Origin of the sequence: Acinetobacter sp. ESBL14 (assembly GCF_036668815.1) — a bacterium.
Taxonomy (GTDB): domain Bacteria; phylum Pseudomonadota; class Gammaproteobacteria; order Pseudomonadales; family Moraxellaceae; genus Acinetobacter; species Acinetobacter gyllenbergii.
In genome coordinates this window covers 727,019-745,623 of the sequence record NZ_JAZEVS010000001.1, presented here as the reverse complement: position 1 = coordinate 745,623, position 18,605 = coordinate 727,019, and the positions used below count along the sequence as shown (strand labels likewise).

General features: G+C 40.7%; 19 protein-coding genes. 15 read left to right on the top strand and 4 right to left on the bottom strand.

What is annotated here, in order from left to right:
* Positions 1-31: 31 nt before the first annotated feature.
* The 3 genes from V6E90_RS03595 to V6E90_RS03585 all read left to right on the top strand — a co-directional run bounded on the left by V6E90_RS03595 (position 32) and on the right by V6E90_RS03585 (position 1,905).
* Positions 32-994 (top strand): pseudouridine synthase, encoded by a 963-nt coding sequence (locus V6E90_RS03595; protein ID WP_332604516.1) that lies wholly within the window; start codon positions 32-34, stop codon positions 992-994.
* 60 nt (positions 995-1,054) lie between these two features.
* A complete protein-coding gene (locus tag V6E90_RS03590; protein WP_016540979.1) occupies positions 1,055-1,363 on the top strand; it encodes a type II toxin-antitoxin system RelB/DinJ family antitoxin in 309 nt (102 codons plus the stop codon).
* Between the two features lie 98 nt (positions 1,364-1,461).
* Positions 1,462-1,905 carry a GNAT family N-acetyltransferase gene (locus V6E90_RS03585; protein ID WP_004654380.1) on the top strand — a complete coding sequence of 148 codons (444 nt, stop codon included), beginning with the start codon at positions 1,462-1,464 and terminating at the stop codon, positions 1,903-1,905.
* Here the strand turns inward: V6E90_RS03585 and V6E90_RS03580 are convergent.
* The gene (locus tag V6E90_RS03580) at positions 1,897-2,619 is read right to left on the bottom strand and encodes a pseudouridine synthase (RefSeq protein ID WP_332604515.1); all 723 of its coding nucleotides are present in this window, start codon (positions 2,617-2,619) and stop codon (positions 1,897-1,899) included. The two genes, V6E90_RS03585 and V6E90_RS03580, sit on opposite strands and share 9 nt — an antisense overlap.
* A gap of 247 nt (positions 2,620-2,866) precedes the next feature.
* On the opposite strand from V6E90_RS03580, the gene V6E90_RS03575 reads away from it, so the two are divergent.
* The gene (locus tag V6E90_RS03575; RefSeq protein ID WP_005204696.1) at positions 2,867-3,379 is read left to right on the top strand and encodes a glycine zipper 2TM domain-containing protein; all 513 of its coding nucleotides are present in this window, start codon (positions 2,867-2,869) and stop codon (positions 3,377-3,379) included.
* Positions 3,380-3,516: 137 nt separating this feature from the next.
* On the top strand, positions 3,517-4,518 hold the full coding sequence (locus V6E90_RS03570) for an LLM class flavin-dependent oxidoreductase (RefSeq protein ID WP_023270255.1): 1,002 nt from the start codon (positions 3,517-3,519) through the stop codon (positions 4,516-4,518).
* Positions 4,519-4,568: 50 nt separating this feature from the next.
* On the opposite strand, the gene V6E90_RS03565 is transcribed toward V6E90_RS03570, so the two are convergent.
* The gene (locus V6E90_RS03565; protein WP_016660289.1) at positions 4,569-6,668 is read right to left on the bottom strand and encodes a sensor domain-containing protein; all 2,100 of its coding nucleotides are present in this window, start codon (positions 6,666-6,668) and stop codon (positions 4,569-4,571) included.
* A 275-nt stretch (positions 6,669-6,943) separates the two neighbouring features.
* A complete protein-coding gene (gene ppsR / locus V6E90_RS03560) occupies positions 6,944-7,780 on the bottom strand; it encodes a posphoenolpyruvate synthetase regulatory kinase/phosphorylase PpsR (protein WP_004654391.1) in 837 nt (278 codons plus the stop codon).
* Positions 7,781-7,938: 158 nt separating this feature from the next.
* On the opposite strand from ppsR, the gene ppsA reads away from it, so the two are divergent.
* From ppsA to cyoE, 7 genes are all read left to right on the top strand, one after another.
* Positions 7,939-10,317 carry a phosphoenolpyruvate synthase gene (gene ppsA / locus V6E90_RS03555; RefSeq protein ID WP_016540975.1) on the top strand — a complete coding sequence of 793 codons (2,379 nt, stop codon included), beginning with the start codon at positions 7,939-7,941 and terminating at the stop codon, positions 10,315-10,317.
* A 351-nt stretch (positions 10,318-10,668) separates the two neighbouring features.
* On the top strand, positions 10,669-11,430 hold the full coding sequence (locus V6E90_RS03550) for an RDD family protein (protein ID WP_332604514.1): 762 nt from the start codon (positions 10,669-10,671) through the stop codon (positions 11,428-11,430).
* Between the two features lie 299 nt (positions 11,431-11,729).
* Positions 11,730-12,785, top strand: a complete 1,056-nt coding sequence (cyoA, locus tag V6E90_RS03545; RefSeq protein ID WP_016540973.1) for a ubiquinol oxidase subunit II — start codon at positions 11,730-11,732, stop codon at positions 12,783-12,785.
* Between the two features lie 3 nt (positions 12,786-12,788).
* A complete protein-coding gene (gene cyoB / locus V6E90_RS03540; protein ID WP_332604513.1) occupies positions 12,789-14,780 on the top strand; it encodes a cytochrome o ubiquinol oxidase subunit I in 1,992 nt (663 codons plus the stop codon).
* Positions 14,781-14,784: 4 nt separating this feature from the next.
* Positions 14,785-15,405 carry a cytochrome o ubiquinol oxidase subunit III gene (gene cyoC / locus V6E90_RS03535; protein WP_005274296.1) on the top strand — a complete coding sequence of 207 codons (621 nt, stop codon included), beginning with the start codon at positions 14,785-14,787 and terminating at the stop codon, positions 15,403-15,405.
* Entirely contained in the window at positions 15,405-15,734 is a 330-nt protein-coding gene (locus tag V6E90_RS03530) for a cytochrome o ubiquinol oxidase subunit IV (RefSeq protein WP_004654404.1), read from the top strand. The genes cyoC and V6E90_RS03530 overlap by 1 nt, the downstream gene beginning before the upstream one ends.
* A gap of 10 nt (positions 15,735-15,744) precedes the next feature.
* Complete coding sequence (gene cyoE, locus V6E90_RS03525; protein ID WP_016540972.1) at positions 15,745-16,623, top strand: heme o synthase; 879 nt, start codon at positions 15,745-15,747, stop codon at positions 16,621-16,623.
* Positions 16,624-16,777: 154 nt separating this feature from the next.
* On the opposite strand, the gene V6E90_RS03520 is transcribed toward cyoE, so the two are convergent.
* Complete coding sequence (locus V6E90_RS03520; protein ID WP_016540971.1) at positions 16,778-17,272, bottom strand: hypothetical protein; 495 nt, start codon at positions 17,270-17,272, stop codon at positions 16,778-16,780.
* A 174-nt stretch (positions 17,273-17,446) separates the two neighbouring features.
* Between V6E90_RS03520 and rpsF the strand changes: the two genes are divergently transcribed.
* The 3 genes from rpsF to rplI are packed head-to-tail and all read left to right on the top strand — an operon-like array spanning position 17,447 to position 18,528.
* A complete protein-coding gene (gene rpsF, locus V6E90_RS03515; RefSeq protein ID WP_004654408.1) occupies positions 17,447-17,830 on the top strand; it encodes a 30S ribosomal protein S6 in 384 nt (127 codons plus the stop codon).
* Positions 17,831-17,841: 11 nt separating this feature from the next.
* Positions 17,842-18,069, top strand: a complete 228-nt coding sequence (gene rpsR, locus V6E90_RS03510; RefSeq protein ID WP_000090661.1) for a 30S ribosomal protein S18 — start codon at positions 17,842-17,844, stop codon at positions 18,067-18,069.
* Positions 18,070-18,081: 12 nt separating this feature from the next.
* Positions 18,082-18,528, top strand: a complete 447-nt coding sequence (gene rplI / locus V6E90_RS03505; RefSeq protein ID WP_004654410.1) for a 50S ribosomal protein L9 — start codon at positions 18,082-18,084, stop codon at positions 18,526-18,528.
* Positions 18,529-18,605: the final 77 nt, after the last annotated feature.

Here is an 18,605-nt window from a genome sequence, read left to right as displayed (position 1 = left end):
CCTTAATTTTTTAGGGGCATCATTTATCTTTATGAATAAATTCTCAAACCAAGATTTTACCCCACCTCTCATCAATGGTGTCAGCGCCAGTAAAGTCTTTTTACCTCATGATGTTTCGGTACATACCATTTTTGATTATCTCTGCCAACACTTCCCCCATATTCTGGCGAGCGAATGGCAACAGCGTTTTGCAGATGAGCTAATTTATGCAGCAGATGGGACCAAACTCAAATTTGACAGCCCCTATACCCCCAATACGCATATTTTCTACTATCGTTTCCTTGCTCACGAAATCCATGTGCCATTTCAGCATGAAATTTTATTTGAAAATGATGATCTACTTGTCGTCGACAAACCGCACTTTTTAACCATGAGTCCGACAGGTCAATATGTGCAAGAAACCCTTTTGGTCAGACTAAAAAAACAAACAGGCTACGTCGACCTTACCCCCATTCATCGACTTGATCGTGAAACTGCAGGTGTGGTTCTATTCTGTAAAAAGGCAAACTCAAGAGGCATCTATCAACAACTTTTTGCCGACAGAAAAGTGCAAAAAACCTACCATGCAATCGCAGCTTATCGCTCTGAACTGCATTTTCCGCAAATTTTGCAGCTCCATTTAGAAAAAAGTCAGCCTTTTTACACCATGCAAATTGATCCAAAAAAACCAGCTAATACTGAAACTTTGCTTGAATTATTGATGCATGATCAATGCTATGCCAAATATAAACTCAGCCCTAAAACAGGCAAACAACATCAATTGCGTGTTCATTTAAATTATCTGAATATTCCAATACTTAATGATTCTTTTTACCCAAATATTCAACATAAAGCAGATGATGATTTTAGCCATCCTTTACAATTACTAGCCAAAGAAATTCAATTTTTTGACCCAATTTTAAAACAGGAAATGCGCTTTAGCTCTCACTTTGAACTTGCATTGCCACCACAACGTAATGACAAAAATTCTATTTTTTCACTTCAAAAATATTGAAATTACATTGCAATGGTTTAAAATACATGACGATAACTAAAATATGTGGTTACTTTCTTCATGCGAAAAACAGAAGTTTATCAGGTTCGCCTCGATTCACAGGAAAAGAAGCAAGCTTTTGCTGTATTTAAACAGCTAGGGATCTCCCCTGCTCAAGCCGTTCGCCTTTTCTTCAAACAAGTGGTGCTGACCAAGTCAATTCCTTTTGCGATTGAAAACCAGAACATCAACATGGAACAGTTGCTTAAACTGCGTAAATCGAAAGCCGCAGCCAATGCTGAAAATCCATCTCTAACCGAGATTGAAGATGATCATGAAGATTTATTTGAAGAGTTGAATGCACTGCTTGGTGAGAGTGACAAAACTTAACAATGTTGCATTTATAAACAAGTTTTTATTTTTTAAGCTGAATTTTTTTCGCTATCCTGACAGTCCTAATAAAATTATAAGTGTAAGGATGGACAGGAATGATTGTTAAGCGAGCAACAAAGGAAGATCTTCATCAACTTGCTGTCTTGTTTGACGAATACCGTCAGTTCTACGGTGCATCATCAAATATTGAACAATCGTATCAATTTTTAAAACATCGCTTTGACAACAAAGACAGTGTTATTTTTATTCATGTTAAAGATGACGTATTTACAGGCTTTGTCTTGCTCTATCTGGCTTTTTCTTCAGTGGCTTGTGAAACTTATTACATCCTCGATGATGTCTATGTCACGCCATCTTACCGCAAACAAGGCTCCGCAAAACAATTGATTGATACAGCTATTTTGTTTGCACGCCATGAAAATGCACAACGCATCAGTCTTGAAACGCAAAAGAACAATTATCAATCTCACCGTCTTTATGAACAAATGGGCTTTATTCAAGACAGTGAGTTCAAAACCTTTCATTGTTTTTTAAAGTGACGGCTGCTCAAGCGCAATATTTTGGCTTAACTGTTTTTGCGAAGGCGTAAGATACATCCATTCACCTTGTTTTAATTCAGGCAACTCAAGTAAACCCACTTGATGACGGTGTAAAGTTTCAACCTTATTACCTACCGCAGCCAACATTCTTTTGACTTGGTGATAGACCCCCTGATGAATGGTCATCGCCAATTGATGGTTTGAGAAAAGCTGGACATCTGTTGCAGCATACACCCCTTTTTCATTTCGAAGTTCAACGCCCTGCTCTAATCCAATCTTCTGCTCAGCTGTGACAGGATCAGCAGTGGTGACATGATAGACTTTCGGCACATGTTTACGTGGATGAGTCAATGCTTGTAGATATTGACCATCGTCAGTCAGTAACAATAAACCCGTCGTGTCCTGATCCAGACGACCGACACATTGAATACCACGATGAAGCAAAATTTCAGGGAAAAGGCTAAAGACACTCTTATGATGCGTGGCCTGATGCGAACATTCATAACCCTGAGGTTTATTTAAAACAATGTAGACATGCTCTCGATATTGATATTCTTCGCCGAATACCTGAAAGCGAAGTTGATCCGTGGCAATATTCTGCTTGGGATTGTCGCAGACCTGATTATCGATCTGAACAGAACCATTTTTTATTAACTGCTGGCAATACTTACGTGAACCAAAGCCTTGTGATTGCAAAATTTTTTCCAGCAGCATACATACGCCCTAATTCTAAACTACGGCTATTGTACCCGATTCCCACGTTCATCGTTGGCTACTACGCATTCATTCTTTATTTTTATAATTTATTCACAATCTCTTCACTTGTAATACAACCCATACAAAACCATCGTCAAACTCTCTCAATCCAGATATTGCACTCCATATTTTCGCTTAAAAGTCTTGTTACATTTGTCGCAAGCAAAAAGAATATTGTCCAAAAGAATGGATAAGGAGTTTCACCATGAAATCGAATATGTGGTTATGTAGCGTTATCTTAGCAGCGTCTTCAATGATGACTGTTGCACATGCTGACAATACTACACGTGTTGCAGCAACCTCAGCCCTAGGTAGTGTAGTGGGTACTGCCCTAGGTAAACAACTCGGTGGTGATACTGGTGCCATGATTGGGTCAGCCATTGGCGGTGCGGGTGGCGCAGCTGCTTCAAGTAATCGACGTGATCGCACTGAAGCTGCTATTGGTGGTGGTTTAGGTGGCGTGGGCGGTTATACCGTTGGCCGTAATATGGGTGGAAGCAATGGTGGCTATATTGGTGCTGCACTCGGTGCTGCTGGTGGTGCTGCCTTAGGTCAAAAGGTAGGTCAAGACCGCGATGCGGATCGCAGATATGATGATCGTCGTTACGACCGCCGTTATGACAACCGCCGTTCTTATGATGATCGCCGTTATTATAATTCGCGTGAAAGCTACCGCCATGACAATGGTCGCCATCGTGGTTGGTACAAACACCGTTAATCAGATCAAAACGTTTAACCCTTTTAGCGCCCTCGGGCGCTTTTTTTATTTCAGACAATAAAATATATCGATCAAAAACGATATACAAAGCCCAACTTATATCGTATTATTTCGATATATAGTTTTGAGAATTAATGATGAAATCACTACAAGATATAAAGTTCTCTATTCTGGAACTTGCACCTGTTCGGGATGATAAAAGTATCGAGTTTTCACTGCGTCATGCACTTGAGTTAGCACAGCACGCAGAAAAACTAGGTTATGAACGTTTTTGGCTAGCTGAACATCATAATATGGATGGAATTGCCAGCTCAGCGACAGCAGTCTTATTAGGCTTTATTGCTGCAAATACCCAACATATTCGTCTAGGCTCAGGCGGTATTATGCTGCCAAACCATGCACCATTGGTGGTTGCGGAACAATTTGGGACGCTAGCGACATTATATCCAAATCGTTTTGAACTCGGTCTAGGTCGTGCTCCTGGTACGGATCAAATGACAATGCGTGCCCTGCGTCGTGGCCGTCAGGAAACTGAAGACCAATTTCCTCAAGATGTGATGGAAATTTTACAATATTTTAAAGCACCTGAGCCGAATCAAAGAATTATCGCTACACCAGGCCAAAATACCCATGTACCAGTCTGGTTACTCGGTTCAAGTTTATTCAGCGCCCAACTGGCAGCCAAGCTCGGCCTTCCTTATTCTTTTGCCTCACACTTTGCCCCAAGAATGTTAGGTCAAGCCATCGAACTTTATCGTGATAATTTTCAAGCTTCTGAATATCTGGACAAACCTTATGTTTCTATGGGGGTCCCAACCGTAGTTGCTGCAACGGATGAGGAAGCTCAATATTTAGCGACCAGTTCTTATCAACGTATTTTAAATCTGATCCGTGGTCACAGCTTAAAACTCAAACCACCGATTGACTCGACCCAAGGCCTTGCAACAAGTGCTGAACAACTGGCAATTCAGAATTTTTATGCCATGGCACAAATCGGTTCTCAAGAAACCGTTAAATCGGGTTTAAATAAAATCGCGGCGCAATATGATGTCGATGAATTTATCTTTACCTGTGATATTTACGATACCGAAAAACGCTTGCAAAACTTTAGCCGATTGATGGACATAAAGAACAATTAAGATTTTAGCTAGAGTCGACAAGGTTTATTCTCTCAATCAACCCTGTCGACTTAGCATCTGTATTCGTCCATCTGAATTCCAGCTTGAAGCATTTTTGTGGCTTGTTGTACATTGACCGCAGGGCTAAATAAATACCCCTGACCAATAGAACATCCAGATGATTTGAGCAATTCGAGTTGTGCAATGTTCTCAATGCCCTCAGCAACAATGTCCAAGGAAAGCTTTGGTCCTAAGGCAATAATGGCTTGAACGATGGCTAAAATCGCATCATCTTCATTCATTTGGCGGATAAATTCACAATCAATTTTCAAACAATCCACAGGATAATCACGCAAGCGGGTTAAAGACGAGTGCCCTGTTCCAAAATCATCCAGTGAAATTTTAACGCCTTGTTGTTTTAATAAATTTAATGCTCGAACTACATAATCAGAACCGCGATCATCCAATATCTGTTCAGTAATTTCAATTTCCACTAAATGATGAGGAATTTTATACAGATTTAAACGATGTAATAAACGTTCAGCATAATTATCCTTCAGAAACTCGACAGGCGCTGCATTGATTGAGACAGGAACAACCTCTAACCCTTGTGCGATCCAAGCTGCGATATTTTTAAAAACTTTATTTTGCATCGCATCACTAATTTTAGTCGCTAGAATATAGTCGTGAAATGCTTGTTCAATCTTACGAGGTGAATGAATATGCTGATCGTCCGTTTGCCAACGTAACAATGCTTCGAAGCCTACAACCTTGGCATCCGTCAAACGTACCTTGGGTTGATAAAATGGAACGATTAGGTCATCACGGATAATATGCCGTGCGTCATTTAATTGAATTGCAATGTTTTGAGCGGCAATCTGCATCTGTGGGTTAAACATTCGAAATCCACCTCGCCCTGTCGCTTTCAAATCATTCAGTGCCGTATCAGCACACTTCATTAAATTGGCTGAATCTTTGGCATCTCGTGGATAAATCGTGCAGCCAATACTCATACTGCCGTTAATCAAATTCCCAGCATAAGTAATCGGAGCTTCTAACTGTCGACTCACATCGATTGCAATTTTCTCAAGCGCAGCTTGTGTCTCAATTCCGTTCACGACAATCGCAAACTCGTCACCACCTAAACGAGCAACAAAAGTATTTTCAGGTAAAATCTGTTCAATTCGCTTAGACAAAACACGGAGTAAATGATCTCCAGCTGCATGACCAAGCGTATCATTCACATGTTTAAAATAATCTAAATCCAATAACATCAAACCAAGTAGCTTTTCACTTTTTTTATGTCGATGTAATGAGCGTTTAAGTTGTAATTTAAAGAAACGACGATTGTACAATCCCGTTAAATCGTCCAGTTCACTCGAAAGTTGTAATTGTATTTCAGTCTGTCTTTGTGTCGTCACATCTCGAGACAGACACAGAACCTGAATGGTCTGCCCGTGATCATTTAATATCGGAGTGAGCAAATTATCCCAATATTGTCTTGCTGTACCTTCACCACTCATCCCCCGAAAACGTGCAGTTTTGCCTTTGAGAGCTGTTTTCAAGGCATAAGCCGCCTTGGAACGTATTTCCGCAGGTAACAGTTCAGCCCACTTCATTCCAAAACTTTGCTGACTTTGAGAAATGTTAAGCGCAATGCATCCTGTTTTATTTACATGCAGTAAAGAACCATCCGCTTCCAGTAATTTGATGCAATCAATACTATTATCCAGCATGTTGGTTTGAGCGTTGATACATTGGACTAAGTTTTGCTGATACTGCTTGGTTTCATGAATGTCGACACTGTTGATAAACCAATGTGCCTTTTCTTCTGAATTCGCTTCTATAAATCTAGCCGACAATAAAAACCAGCGATACGCACCTGATTGATGCTTTAACCGGCATTCCATTTGAAATGGCGTTTTATTGGCAAACGCTTGCTGCCACTCACTTTGAAAGAGTGGCTTTTCTTCGCCATGGATTAAGTCAGTCCAATCTTTCACAAAATGTTCTAAGTCATTGAAACCGATATACTCTTGGCTTACACTATTAAAAAAATAAGTGTCACCCTGCTCTGAGAGTAGCCAAACTAAACTTGGAATACGATTAAAAACGTTTTTCTGAGCTTCACTCATTTGTCGATTAGCATGAAAAGAGATAGCCAAGTTCACAGACTTCTGTTCCAAACGGAACTCTTAGAATCAAGATATTCAGTTGCAATAAAAGCCATAGACCACCAACAACAAAAGTGAGATTTGAGTCACAATATTGTAGCAGAAATGCAATAAAATTATCAGCAATTACTGCACTGATAAGTTAAGTTTACTTTGTTATTCAATATCAATTATTTATTTAAAATTAACGATATTTATCAAACTTTTTCTTATAAAATCGATCAAAAAATTACGGACTACCCCATCCAGAAGGCTTAGGTAGCCCGATCTCACTAACCAATACGACGTTTCAATCCCGTCATTTGTAAAACACGTGTTGAGATTTCTTCAATCGACATCTCTGTCACATTCAGATATTTAATCCCTTCCGAGATATAAATTCCCTCAATGGCACGCAGTTCCATTTGACACTGACTAAAACTTGAATAACGGCTATTGGCTTTACGTTCACTGCGAATTGCAACTAAACGTTCCGCATCAATCATCAAACCAAACAACTTATTTTTATGTTCACGTAGCACTTTTGGCAAACGATTGTCATCAAGGTCTTCCTCAGTTAAAGGATAGTTTGCAACACGAATACCAAATTGTAATGACAAATAAATTGAGGTCGGCGTTTTACCAGAACGAGATACGCCAATTAAGATAATATCGGCTTTATCATAATGACGTGTTCTGGCCCCATCATCATTGTCTAGTGCGAAATGTACCGCATCAATACGTGCCTTATAATATTCTGAATCGGTGACAGCATGGGTTTGTCCAACCAAGGTCGTCGGCGGTGTACCCAACTCTTGTTCTAATTTGCTAATCAGACCTTCAAAAACGTCGAGATTGACCGCCTTGGCAGTATTGATAATTTCACGGACATGTGGATCGACCAAAGTGTCAAAAACCAACGGTAAAGAACCATCTCGAGATTGGCAGGCATTGATCTCGGCCACGGCCACCATTGCTGCTTCTTCAGTGGCAATATACGGCATAATATGAATGTCAAAATCGACGTTTGGAAATTGCGCAAGTAGTGAATGTCCAAGGGTTTCTGCGGTAATTGCGGTACCATCTGAAATAAAAAAAACGCTCCGTTTAATTTCTTTACTTACGGGCATCAAAATTCTCCTTAAACATTTGTCTTAGTGCTCTATAATCTTTATAGTAAACTCATCTAACATGACTGTCGCTTAGTAAAACACTAAATCTAAGCACTTTTGTATAATTTCATACCAATGATGGTCATTCATACTGCAAAAAAAGTGGAGTAAATACTTTGGAAGCGCGCGTAATCGGTCTGGAAAAATTAGGAAAACACGATGTCGAACTCGTAGGTGGGAAAAACTCATCTTTGGGTGAAATGATCAGCCATTTATCCAATGCTGGTGTATCGGTACCTGGTGGTTTTGCAACAACTGCAGCTGCCTATCGTGAGTTCTTGGATCAAAGCGGCTTAAACGCTCGTATTCAGGCTGAACTTGCTCAGCTAAATGTAGAAGATGTAAATGCACTTGCTGAAACTGGTGCAAAAATCCGTAACTGGATTGTTGAAACTCCGCTTACTGCGACATTAGAACAAGAAATTCGTGAAGCTTTTGCTGCACTTTCAAACGGCAACCCAGACATTGCTGTTGCTGTACGTTCTTCTGCTACTGCTGAAGACTTACCTGATGCGTCTTTCGCAGGCCAACAAGAAACCTTCCTCAACATTCGCGGGATTGATAATATCTTAATCGCGATCAAAGAAGTTTTTGCTTCTCTTTATAATGACCGCGCGATTGCTTACCGTGTACACCAAGGTTTTGAACATAGTGTTGTTGCCCTTTCTGCTGGCGTACAACGTATGGTTCGTTCAGAGACAGGTGCTGCAGGTGTTATGTTCACCCTAGATACAGAATCTGGTTTCCGTGATGTGGTCTTTATTACTGCATCATACGGTTTGGGTGAAATGGTTGTGCAAGGCGCGGTGAACCCTGATGAATTCTATTTATCTAAACCACTTCTAAATGCGGGTAAACACTCAGTGTTACGCCGTAACCTTGGCTCTAAACACCAAAAAATGATTTATGGTGAAGAAGGTGCAGCGGGTAAATCAGTGGTGGTGGTTGATGTTGAAAAACAAGAACGCCAACAATTTGCCTTAAATGACCATGAGTTACATGAGTTGGCTAAACAAGCGCTGATCATTGAACAGCACTACGGTTCGCCAATGGACATCGAATGGGCGAAAGATGGTGATGACGGTCAGATCTATATCGTTCAAGCACGTCCAGAAACGGTAAAAAGTCGTCAAAACGTCGGCACAATGGAACGCTACCTGTTAAAACAACGCGGTACTGTGATTTGTGAAGGTCGCTCAATCGGTCAACGTATTGGTTCAGGTAAAGTTCGCGTTGTTACTTCAATTAAAGAGATGGATAAGGTTCAGGACGGTGACGTACTTGTCTCTGACATGACTGACCCAGACTGGGAACCAGTAATGAAGCGTGCTGCTGCGATCGTTACCAACCGTGGTGGTCGTACTTGTCACGCCGCTATTATTGCACGTGAGCTAGGTGTTCCAGCAATTGTTGGTTGTGGTAATGCCACTGAAGTCCTTTCTGATGGTCAAGAAGTGACTGTATCTTGTGCTGAAGGCGACACTGGCTTCATCTATGAAGGTGCATTAGATTTCGAAGTTCAACGTAACTCGATTCACTCAATGCCATCACTGCCGTTCAAAATCATGATGAACGTTGGTAACCCTGACCGTGCATTTGACTTTGCTCAAATCCCGAATGAAGGGATCGGCCTTGCACGTCTTGAATTCATCATTAACCGTATGATCGGTGTGCATCCAAAAGCATTGTTAAATATTGAAAGCCTCCCACGTGAGACTCGTGCTGCTGTCATGGCACGTACTGCGGGCTATTCTTCTCCAATCGAATTCTATGTCGAAAAATTGGTTGAAGGGATCTCGACACTTGCTGCTGCATTTGCAGAAAAACCAGTCATCGTACGTATGTCTGATTTTAAATCGAATGAATATGCAAACTTGATCGGCGGTAAGCTCTACGAGCCTGAAGAAGAAAACCCAATGTTGGGTTTCCGTGGTGCAAGTCGTTATGTATCTGATAACTTCCGCGACTGTTTTGAACTTGAATGCCGTGCCTTGAAAAAAGCACGTGATGAAATGGGTTTAACCAATATCCAAATCATGATTCCATTCGTTCGTACTGTTTCTGAAGCAAAACGTGTAATTGAACTCCTTGCTCAAAATGGTTTGAAACGTGGTGAGAATGGTTTAAAAATCATTATGATGTGCGAATTACCTACCAATGCATTATTGGCTGAGCAATTCCTTGAGCACTTCGATGGTTTCTCTATCGGTTCAAACGACTTAACACAATTAACACTCGGTCTTGACCGTGACTCTGGTATCGTATCTCACTTATTTGATGAGCGTGATCCAGCAGTTAAGGCTCTCCTTTCTATGGCAATTCATGCTTGCCGCAAAGCAGGAAAATACGTTGGTATTTGTGGTCAAGGTCCTTCGGATCACCCTGACCTTGCTAAATGGCTTATGGAACAAGGTATTGAATCTGTGTCACTTAACCCTGACTCAGTACTTGATACTTGGTTCTTCCTTGCTGAAGAACAAATCAAGAAAGCCTAGTCTTTTTTAGAAAAAGGCCCTCTTTCGTAGGGTCTTTTTTCATCGTAGGGTCTGTTGAGATTTCAGAGATACTTGCGACAACGGACATTTTTAGACAATACAAGGCATGGCTTACGCAATTTAGCCATTCTAAATAATGAGCAATGATTATAGCTGCGCAAGATAACGCAGTAGTGGCAAAAATGTCCTTGTCCCGTAGGGTTATGGCTAAAACCACCCCAAACTTCGTTATGAAGCTTGACAAGGGAACTGCCATTGTCTACGTTTCATGCCTTGTTTGGGTTGTTTTAGCCTATAACGCCAGACATGTCTGAAATGTCAACACACCCTTGTAATTGAGATTTTAAAATTATGCAAATTTACTTGGCTCGTAACAATCAACAAGCAGGACCTTACAGTTTAGAACAAGTGAACCAAATGCTTGCCAGTCAACAAGTTTTACTAACAGATTTGGCTTGGCATGAAGGTATGACTGAATGGAAAACACTTGGTGAACTCACACAAGGTAAACTTGTCTACGAACCTGTAAGTTACTCTCCTTTTAGTGCTCAAATTAAAACTGAAACGAACGAACCAACTTACAAAATCAAGGTCGAACAAAAAGCGCCAGAACTCGCACCTTTTCATTCTCGCGCTCTTGCCAAAGTTTTTGATCTCATCCTTTGGCTACCGATGGCCTCTATCCCATCTTTCTTTTTTAATGAAAGCCAATACCAAGAATTATTTGAAATCCAAAAACAGATGCAAGCCACCCAAATGGCATCTGATAAAGCAGTGGAATTACAACATCAATTGATGCAATTAATTCCGAATGAAGCATGGATGATGATCTTTGCTTATCTGATTATCATGCTCATGATTCAAGCATTCTTTATTGCAAAATCTGGTCAAAGTATTGGTAAAAAAATCGCCAAGATTAAAATTGTAGACGCCGAGACCTCCACTCAAGTGAGTACAATTCGTGCCTTTTGGTTGAGAAGCGTATTATTCATTATTTTGAATCTTCTTCTCGTTCCAATCATCACTGTGATTGATTATGCTTTATTCGCTTTTACTCAAAAGCGTCAAACTTTGCACGATAAATTGGCAAAAACCAAAGTCATTAAACAGTGATCACAAATCAATAAACAAAAGAGGATTTATTCCTCTTTTTTTATATATTAAATTGATATCTATACAAAAAGAACTTAACTCAACCTTAATCCCTACAAAATAAATCGGGTTTTAAAACAAGCAGTTCAGGCCACTTTATCAGTAGCTTAGTTTTTCAATATGAGGCATAATGCCCAACAACGTTGCGGTGTCGCGTGATTGCTAAGCACTTTTTAAACAATTCTTATCAATCACGCGACACTTTAATCGCTATCCCATAATTTTAATTAGGGAATGGGACTCTTCACCGAGGTTGTAAAATGAGACAAACGATTTTAGCTGTATTGTCTTTATCAACGATGGCTGCGCTCTTAACTGGGTGTGGCGGTGATATGGTACTTCTAAACAATAAAGGTCCAGTTGGTCAAGGTCAAAGTAACTTGATGATGACTGCGATCTATTTAATGCTGTTGGTGGTAATCCCATCAATCGTTATGGCATTGTGGTTTGGTTGGAAATATCGCGCGTCGAATAAAGATGCAGACTATAAACCTACTTGGGCACACTCTACGACAATTGAGATCGTTGTATGGGGTGTACCTGTCATTATTATTGGTATTTTAGCTTGGTTAACTTGGTGGGGTTCCCACAAGTACGACCCTTACCGTCCGTTAGAATCAGATAAAGCACCATTGACTATTCAAGCTGTCGCTGAACAGTTCAAATGGATTTTTATCTATCCTGAGCAAAACATTGCAACGGTAAACGAAGTACGCTTCCCAGAACAAACACCAGTAAGCTTTAAAATCACTTCTAACTTTACGATGAACTCGTTCTTCATCCCACAGTTAGGCGGTCAGATTTACGCAATGGCTGGTATGCAAACTCACCTTCACCTATTAGCCGATGAACCAGGTATCTTCCGTGGTTTCTCAGCAAACTATTCAGGTTACGGTTTCTCACAAATGCGCTTTAAAGCACATAGCGTGACTGAGCCAGAATTTGCACAATGGGTAGAAGCAGTTAAAGCTGGTAATGGTACAAGTATTAACCCTGAAGCAATTCAAAAAGGTACACTTGACCAAGCTGAGTTAGCAACGCTTAAAGATGGCGATCGTTCTAAGCATCAGATCGAGCATTTAGTGAATCGTGCTAAAGCTGCTGGTGATGAAGAAGCACTTGCTAAAGCTGAAGCGATGAAACCGTTCCCGACTAAGCCACACCCAGTGACTTATTACTCATCAGTTGAACCAAAATTGTTTGAAACAATCATCAACCACTACATGAGTAACTATCACGGTGCTGACCATTCTGCTGGACATGATGCAACAGCAGAAACTCATGCTGCAGCAGAACACGCTGCTCAAGGGGAATAAGACATGGATATGATTTTTGGTAAATTAGGGTGGGATTCTATCCCGACTGAACCCCTTGTACTTGTCACCATGGTCTTTATGGCACTTGGTGCAATTGCTGTTTTGGGCGGTATCACCTATTTCAAGAAATGGGGATATTTGTGGAATGAGTGGTTTATCACTGTAGACCATAAAAAGATTGGTATCATGTATATCATCGTATCTGTTGTCATGCTGTTGCGTGGTTTCGCCGATGCGATCATGATGCGTCTACAACTTTTCCTCGCGAAAGGCGGCGGCGAAGGTTACTTACATCCTGACCACTATGACCAGATCTTCACAGCACACGGTGTGATCATGATCTTCTTCGTAGCAATGGGTCTCGTTGTAGGTATGATGAACATCTCTGTACCTTTACAGATTGGTGCTCGTGACGTTGCTTTCCCATTATTAAACTCTTTAAGCTTCTGGTTATTCGCAGGCGCTGCTGGTTTGATGATGCTTTCACTTGTATTGGGTGAATTTGCTGCGACTGGTTGGATGGCTTACCCTCCTCTATCTGGCATTCAATATTCTCCTGGTGTGGGTGTTGACTACTATATCTGGGCACTTCAGGTTTCTGGTCTAGGTACGCTTTTATCTGGTGTTAACTTCTTTGTTACCATCATCAAGATGCGTGCACCTGGCATGAAATTGATGGACATGCCGATTTTCACGTGGACTTCACTTTGTACGGCTGTACTCATCATTGCATCATTCCCTGTATTAACAGGTACGCTTGCAATGCTGACGCTTGACCGTTACTTCGGCTTCCATTTCTTCACCAATGAGCTTGGCGGTAGCCCAATGCTTTACGTGAACTTGATCTGGACATGGGGTCACCCTGAAGTATATATCTTGGTATTGCCAGCATTTGGTCTATACTCAGAAATCGTTGCAACCTTCTCTCGTAAAGCGTTGTTCGGTTATAAGTCTATGGTGTATGCGACGATTGCAATTACTGTACTTGCGTTCGTTGTATGGCTTCACCACTTCTTTACCATGGGTGCTGGTGCGAACGTGAATGCGTTCTTCGGTATCATGACCATGGTTATTGCGATTCCTACAGGTGTGAAAATCTTCTCTTGGTTATTCACCATGTATAAAGGTCGCATCACCTATACAACACCTATGTTATGGACGCTTGGCTTCCTTGTAACATTCGGTATCGGTGGTTTAACTGGTGTACTTATGGCGGTTCCACCTGCGGACTTCCTTGTACACAACTCATTATTCTTGATCGCTCACTTCCATAACGTAATTATCGGTGGTGTGGTGTTTGGTATGTTTGCCGGCATCATCTTCTACTGGCCAAAAATGTTTGGTTGGAAGCTCAACGAAGCATGGGGTAAAGCTGCGTTCTGGTTCTGGTTCATCGGTTTCTATTTTGCATTCATGCCACTTTATATCCTTGGTTTCATGGGTATGACACGTCGTTTGAATACATATGACAACCCTGAATGGGATCCGTACTTGGCGATTGCATTGTTTGGTGCTGTTCTTATCGCGATCGGTATTGCATGTTTCTTAATGCAAATCATCGTTGGTTTCTTACAACGTAAGGACAACATGGACCACACAGGCGATCCATGGGATAGCCGTACCCTTGAGTGGGCAACGTCATCTCCTGCTCCGTTCTATAACTTTGCGCATGAACCAGACGCAAGCGGCGTTGACCGTTTCTGGACTGACAAAGAAAATGGTGTAGCATACGCACGTAACACTAAATATGAAGACATCCACATGCCGACTGATCGTGCTGCTGGTTTTGTCATTGCAATGTTCATTACGATTCTTGGCTTTGCACTGATTTGGCATATTTGGTGGCTCGTTGTTGTTTCATTCGTTTCAGCAATTGTTAGCTTGATCGTAAGCTCATTCACTAAGAATGTTGACTACTACGTTCCTGCTGCTGAAGTTGAGCGTATTGAAAACGAACGCTATGCTTTACTTGAAAAACACTTGAAGAAGGACTAAGGAAATGGCTGAAGTACTTCATCACGACAACCACGGCCACGATGGTCATCATGAACATGATGATACAGACTTAACGGTCTTTGGTTTCTGGACATACTTGATGAGTGACTTGATTCTTTTCGGATCACTCTTCATTGCGTTCGCTGTATTAAGCAGTCATATTCCACCAGGAACTCCAAGTGCATATGACCTGTTCCATGATTCATTAGGCTTCGTGTTAACTGAAACATTTGCCTTATTGATCTCATCGGTAACATTTGGTTTTGCTGTACTTGCATCTTATAAAAAGAATGTAAATCAAGTGATCACTTGGTTATTCATTACATTCCTTTTCGGTGCATCGTTCATTGGTATGGAAATCTATGAGTTCCATCACCTCGTACACGAAGGTCATGGCCCAACTCACAGTGCATTCTTATCTGCATTCTTTACCTTGGTTGGTACACACGGTATCCACGTAACTTCTGGTTTGGTGTGGATGTTAGTGTTGATGTATCAAATCAAAAAGAATGGTTTGACCTTACCGAATACACGTCGTCTTGCTTGCTTAAGCTTGTTCTGGCACTTCCTTGACATCGTTTGGATCTGTGTATTCAGCGTCGTTTACTTACTGGGAGTTCTCTAATGAGTAGTCATGACCATAATGCTGCAGGTGCGTCACACGGTAACTTTAAACAATACACTGTTGGATTTATCCTTTCTGTTATCCTCACCATCATCCCATTCGGGATGGTGATGGCTGGTGGTTTCAGTCGTGGCGTTTTAGTTACAGTAATTGCAATTACTGCGGTTGCTCAGGTACTTGTACAACTTGTGTACTTCCTACACATGAATACATCATCTGAACAACGTTGGAACCTTATTGCATTTATCTACACAATCTTATGTATCGCTGTACTTTTAGTCGGCTCTGTGTGGATTATGAATTACCTACACTACAACATGATGATCTAAACTGATTGTCATGTGGAAAAAGTACTTATTCCTGACTAAACCAGGAATTCTCTTCGGTAATTTTATTACCACCTTGGGCGGCTTCTTCTTAGCCGCCCAAGGCTCTATAGACTACCTCTTATTATTGCTTACCCTGCTCGGAACAACTTTTGTGGTTGCGTCTGGTTGTGTGGTCAATAATGTTATTGATCAAGACATCGATCAAAAAATGCAGCGCACCATGAATCGCGCACTTGTGACAAAAACCATTTCCCCTACTGTTGCCCTGTGTTATGCATTGGTTCTAGGTGTAATTGGCTTTAGCATGCTCTGGTTCTATGTCAATGCTTATGCATTTTTATTCGCTGTGATTGGTTTTGTAGTCTATGTCGGTTTTTATAGTTTGTGGACAAAACGTACCACTATCCATCAAACCGTCATCGGTAGTATTTCCGGAGCGAGTCCCCCTGTTATTGGTTATACGGCTGTAAGTCATCAGTTCGATATGGCGGCGCTACTGATCTTTGTTGCATATGCTTTATGGCAAATGCCACATTCATGGGCAATCGCAATTTATCGTTTTGACGACTACAAAAACGCAGGAGTTCCTATTTTACCTGTAGCCCGTTCCATCCTTAGAACAAAAATCGAATCACTGATTTATGTGGTTTTATTTACTCTAGCGATGAATGCACTCTATGTTTATGGATATACCAATATGGTTTTCTTGGTTATCTGTAATGTACTTTGCATTTACTGGCTCTACCTTGCTATTTTAGGATTCAAAGCCGAAGATGATCAGCTTTGGGCAAAACGCTTTTTCCTTTTCTCAGTAATTCTCGTTACTGTCATCAGTTTAAGCTTTAGCTTTACTTTTAAAAGCCCTGCACCACTCTTCCCTATTTTTTAAAAAGATAGAGAACACTCTATCTTTTTATGCTCTCCCAATTTTTATCATTTCGTGCAATAAAAACATTGAGTTCTTTATTGCCTAAATGAAAACTATGTATTGTTTATACTCTGCACCTATTTTTACAATCGTAAAAATTACGCTGCTACATCATTTAGCCAAAGAACACACTCTCTGGCTCAAATCGTCTAAACAATTGATCAATCTGATGTGAATATTTTTGATCTAATTTTTGCCATAATGCTTTTGGTAATGGGATGAACTCCAAGGTATCGGAACCATCAGAAGGCTCACAAAAACGGATTTCATAATCTGGCTGTAAAATTTGATTAAGTGCTTTTAAAGTGGTATCTCGATCAGCACCCTCGCCCTGATAAGGAATGATCAGTGCTTGATCTTTGTAATGAAGACGAATGATAAAACCTTGGGTATTATCAGCACTTTCTGTCTCTACGCTTAAATTCCCTGTTTGCAATATTTTTTCGCAATATTCAACAATTACTTCATCTTCTTCTCGCCAATCAACAATCATTAAAACTTGATAAATACTCCCTTCATATTGCTCAAACACTTCAAAGTATGCCTCCTCAGTGCCTGACTGTAAAATTGACTCGATCAATGCAACTGTTTTTAAAAAGCGTTGTTCCATGCTTATTGCCTATTTTATTTAAAAAATATCATGTAAAGACTATGGCAAATTTGCTTTATAGCGTCAATTTGAATATAATCCCCGCTTCGCAATTTGCGACATAACTTTTAAGTTATGACTCCTTGCTTCTAATTTTTTATATTTAGGGGCTGCTTAAACCGTAAGGAGCTGACAATGCGTCACTACGAAATCGTACTATTGGTACATCCAGACCAAAGCGATCAAGTTGTAGGTATGGTTGAACGCTATATCTCTCAGATCAAAGAAGCTGAAGGTCAAATTCACCGTTTAGAAGATTGGGGCCGCCGCCAATTGGCTTACCCGATTAACAAAATTCACAAAGCACACTACATTCTTATGAATGTTGAATGTGGTCAAACGACTCTTGATGAATTAGAAGAATTATTCCGTTATAACGACGCAATCATTCGTAACATCATCATCCGTCGTGAACACGCAATTACTGAAGAATCTTTACTTGCTAAGAGTGCTGAAGAAAAACGTGCGCGTAAAGCTCAACGTGAAGAAGCACAACAAGCAATTCAAGAAGCTGAATAAGGAGAACCTCAATGGCACGTTTTTACCGTCGTCGCAAGTTCTGCCGCTTTACAGCTGAGAATGTTGCGTACATCGACTACAAAGATATCGACACTTTAAAACAGTACATCACTGAAAACGGCAAGATTGTTCCTAGCCGTATTACAGGTACTAAAGCTCGTTATCAACGTCAATTAGCGTTAGCTATTAAACAAGCTCGCTATTTGTCTTTGATTCCGTACACTGACAACCATAAGTAAGTGAGGTGAGCTGTGGACGTTATCTTATTACAACGCATTAAGAACCTTGGTAAATTAGGCGACAAAGTATCAGTTAAAGCTGGTTACGGTCGTAACTTCTTGATCCCTCAAGGTAAAGCTGTAGCTGCAACTGAAGCAAACACTGCTGCTTTTGAAGCTCGTCGCGCTGAACTTGAGAAGCAAGAAGCTGAAGTATTAGCTGCTGCGAATGCACGTGCTGAACAATTGAACGAAGTTAACATCGTGATCACTGCGAAAGCTGGTGACGAAGGTAAATTGTTCGGTTCTATCGGTACTCGTGACATCGCTGATGCTTTAACGAATGCTGGTCTTGTTGTTGACCGTGCAGAAGTTCGTTTACCAAACGGTGCGCTTCGTCACACTGGTGAATTCAACATCGCAATCCAATTGCATCATGATGTTGTTGCTGAAGTTCTCGTTACTATCGTATCTGAGTAATTTCTGCAAAGAAAAGAGCATGTTTTACATGCTCTTTTTTTATGTCTAATGATCCTGTTTTAGGAATAAATCTGGTA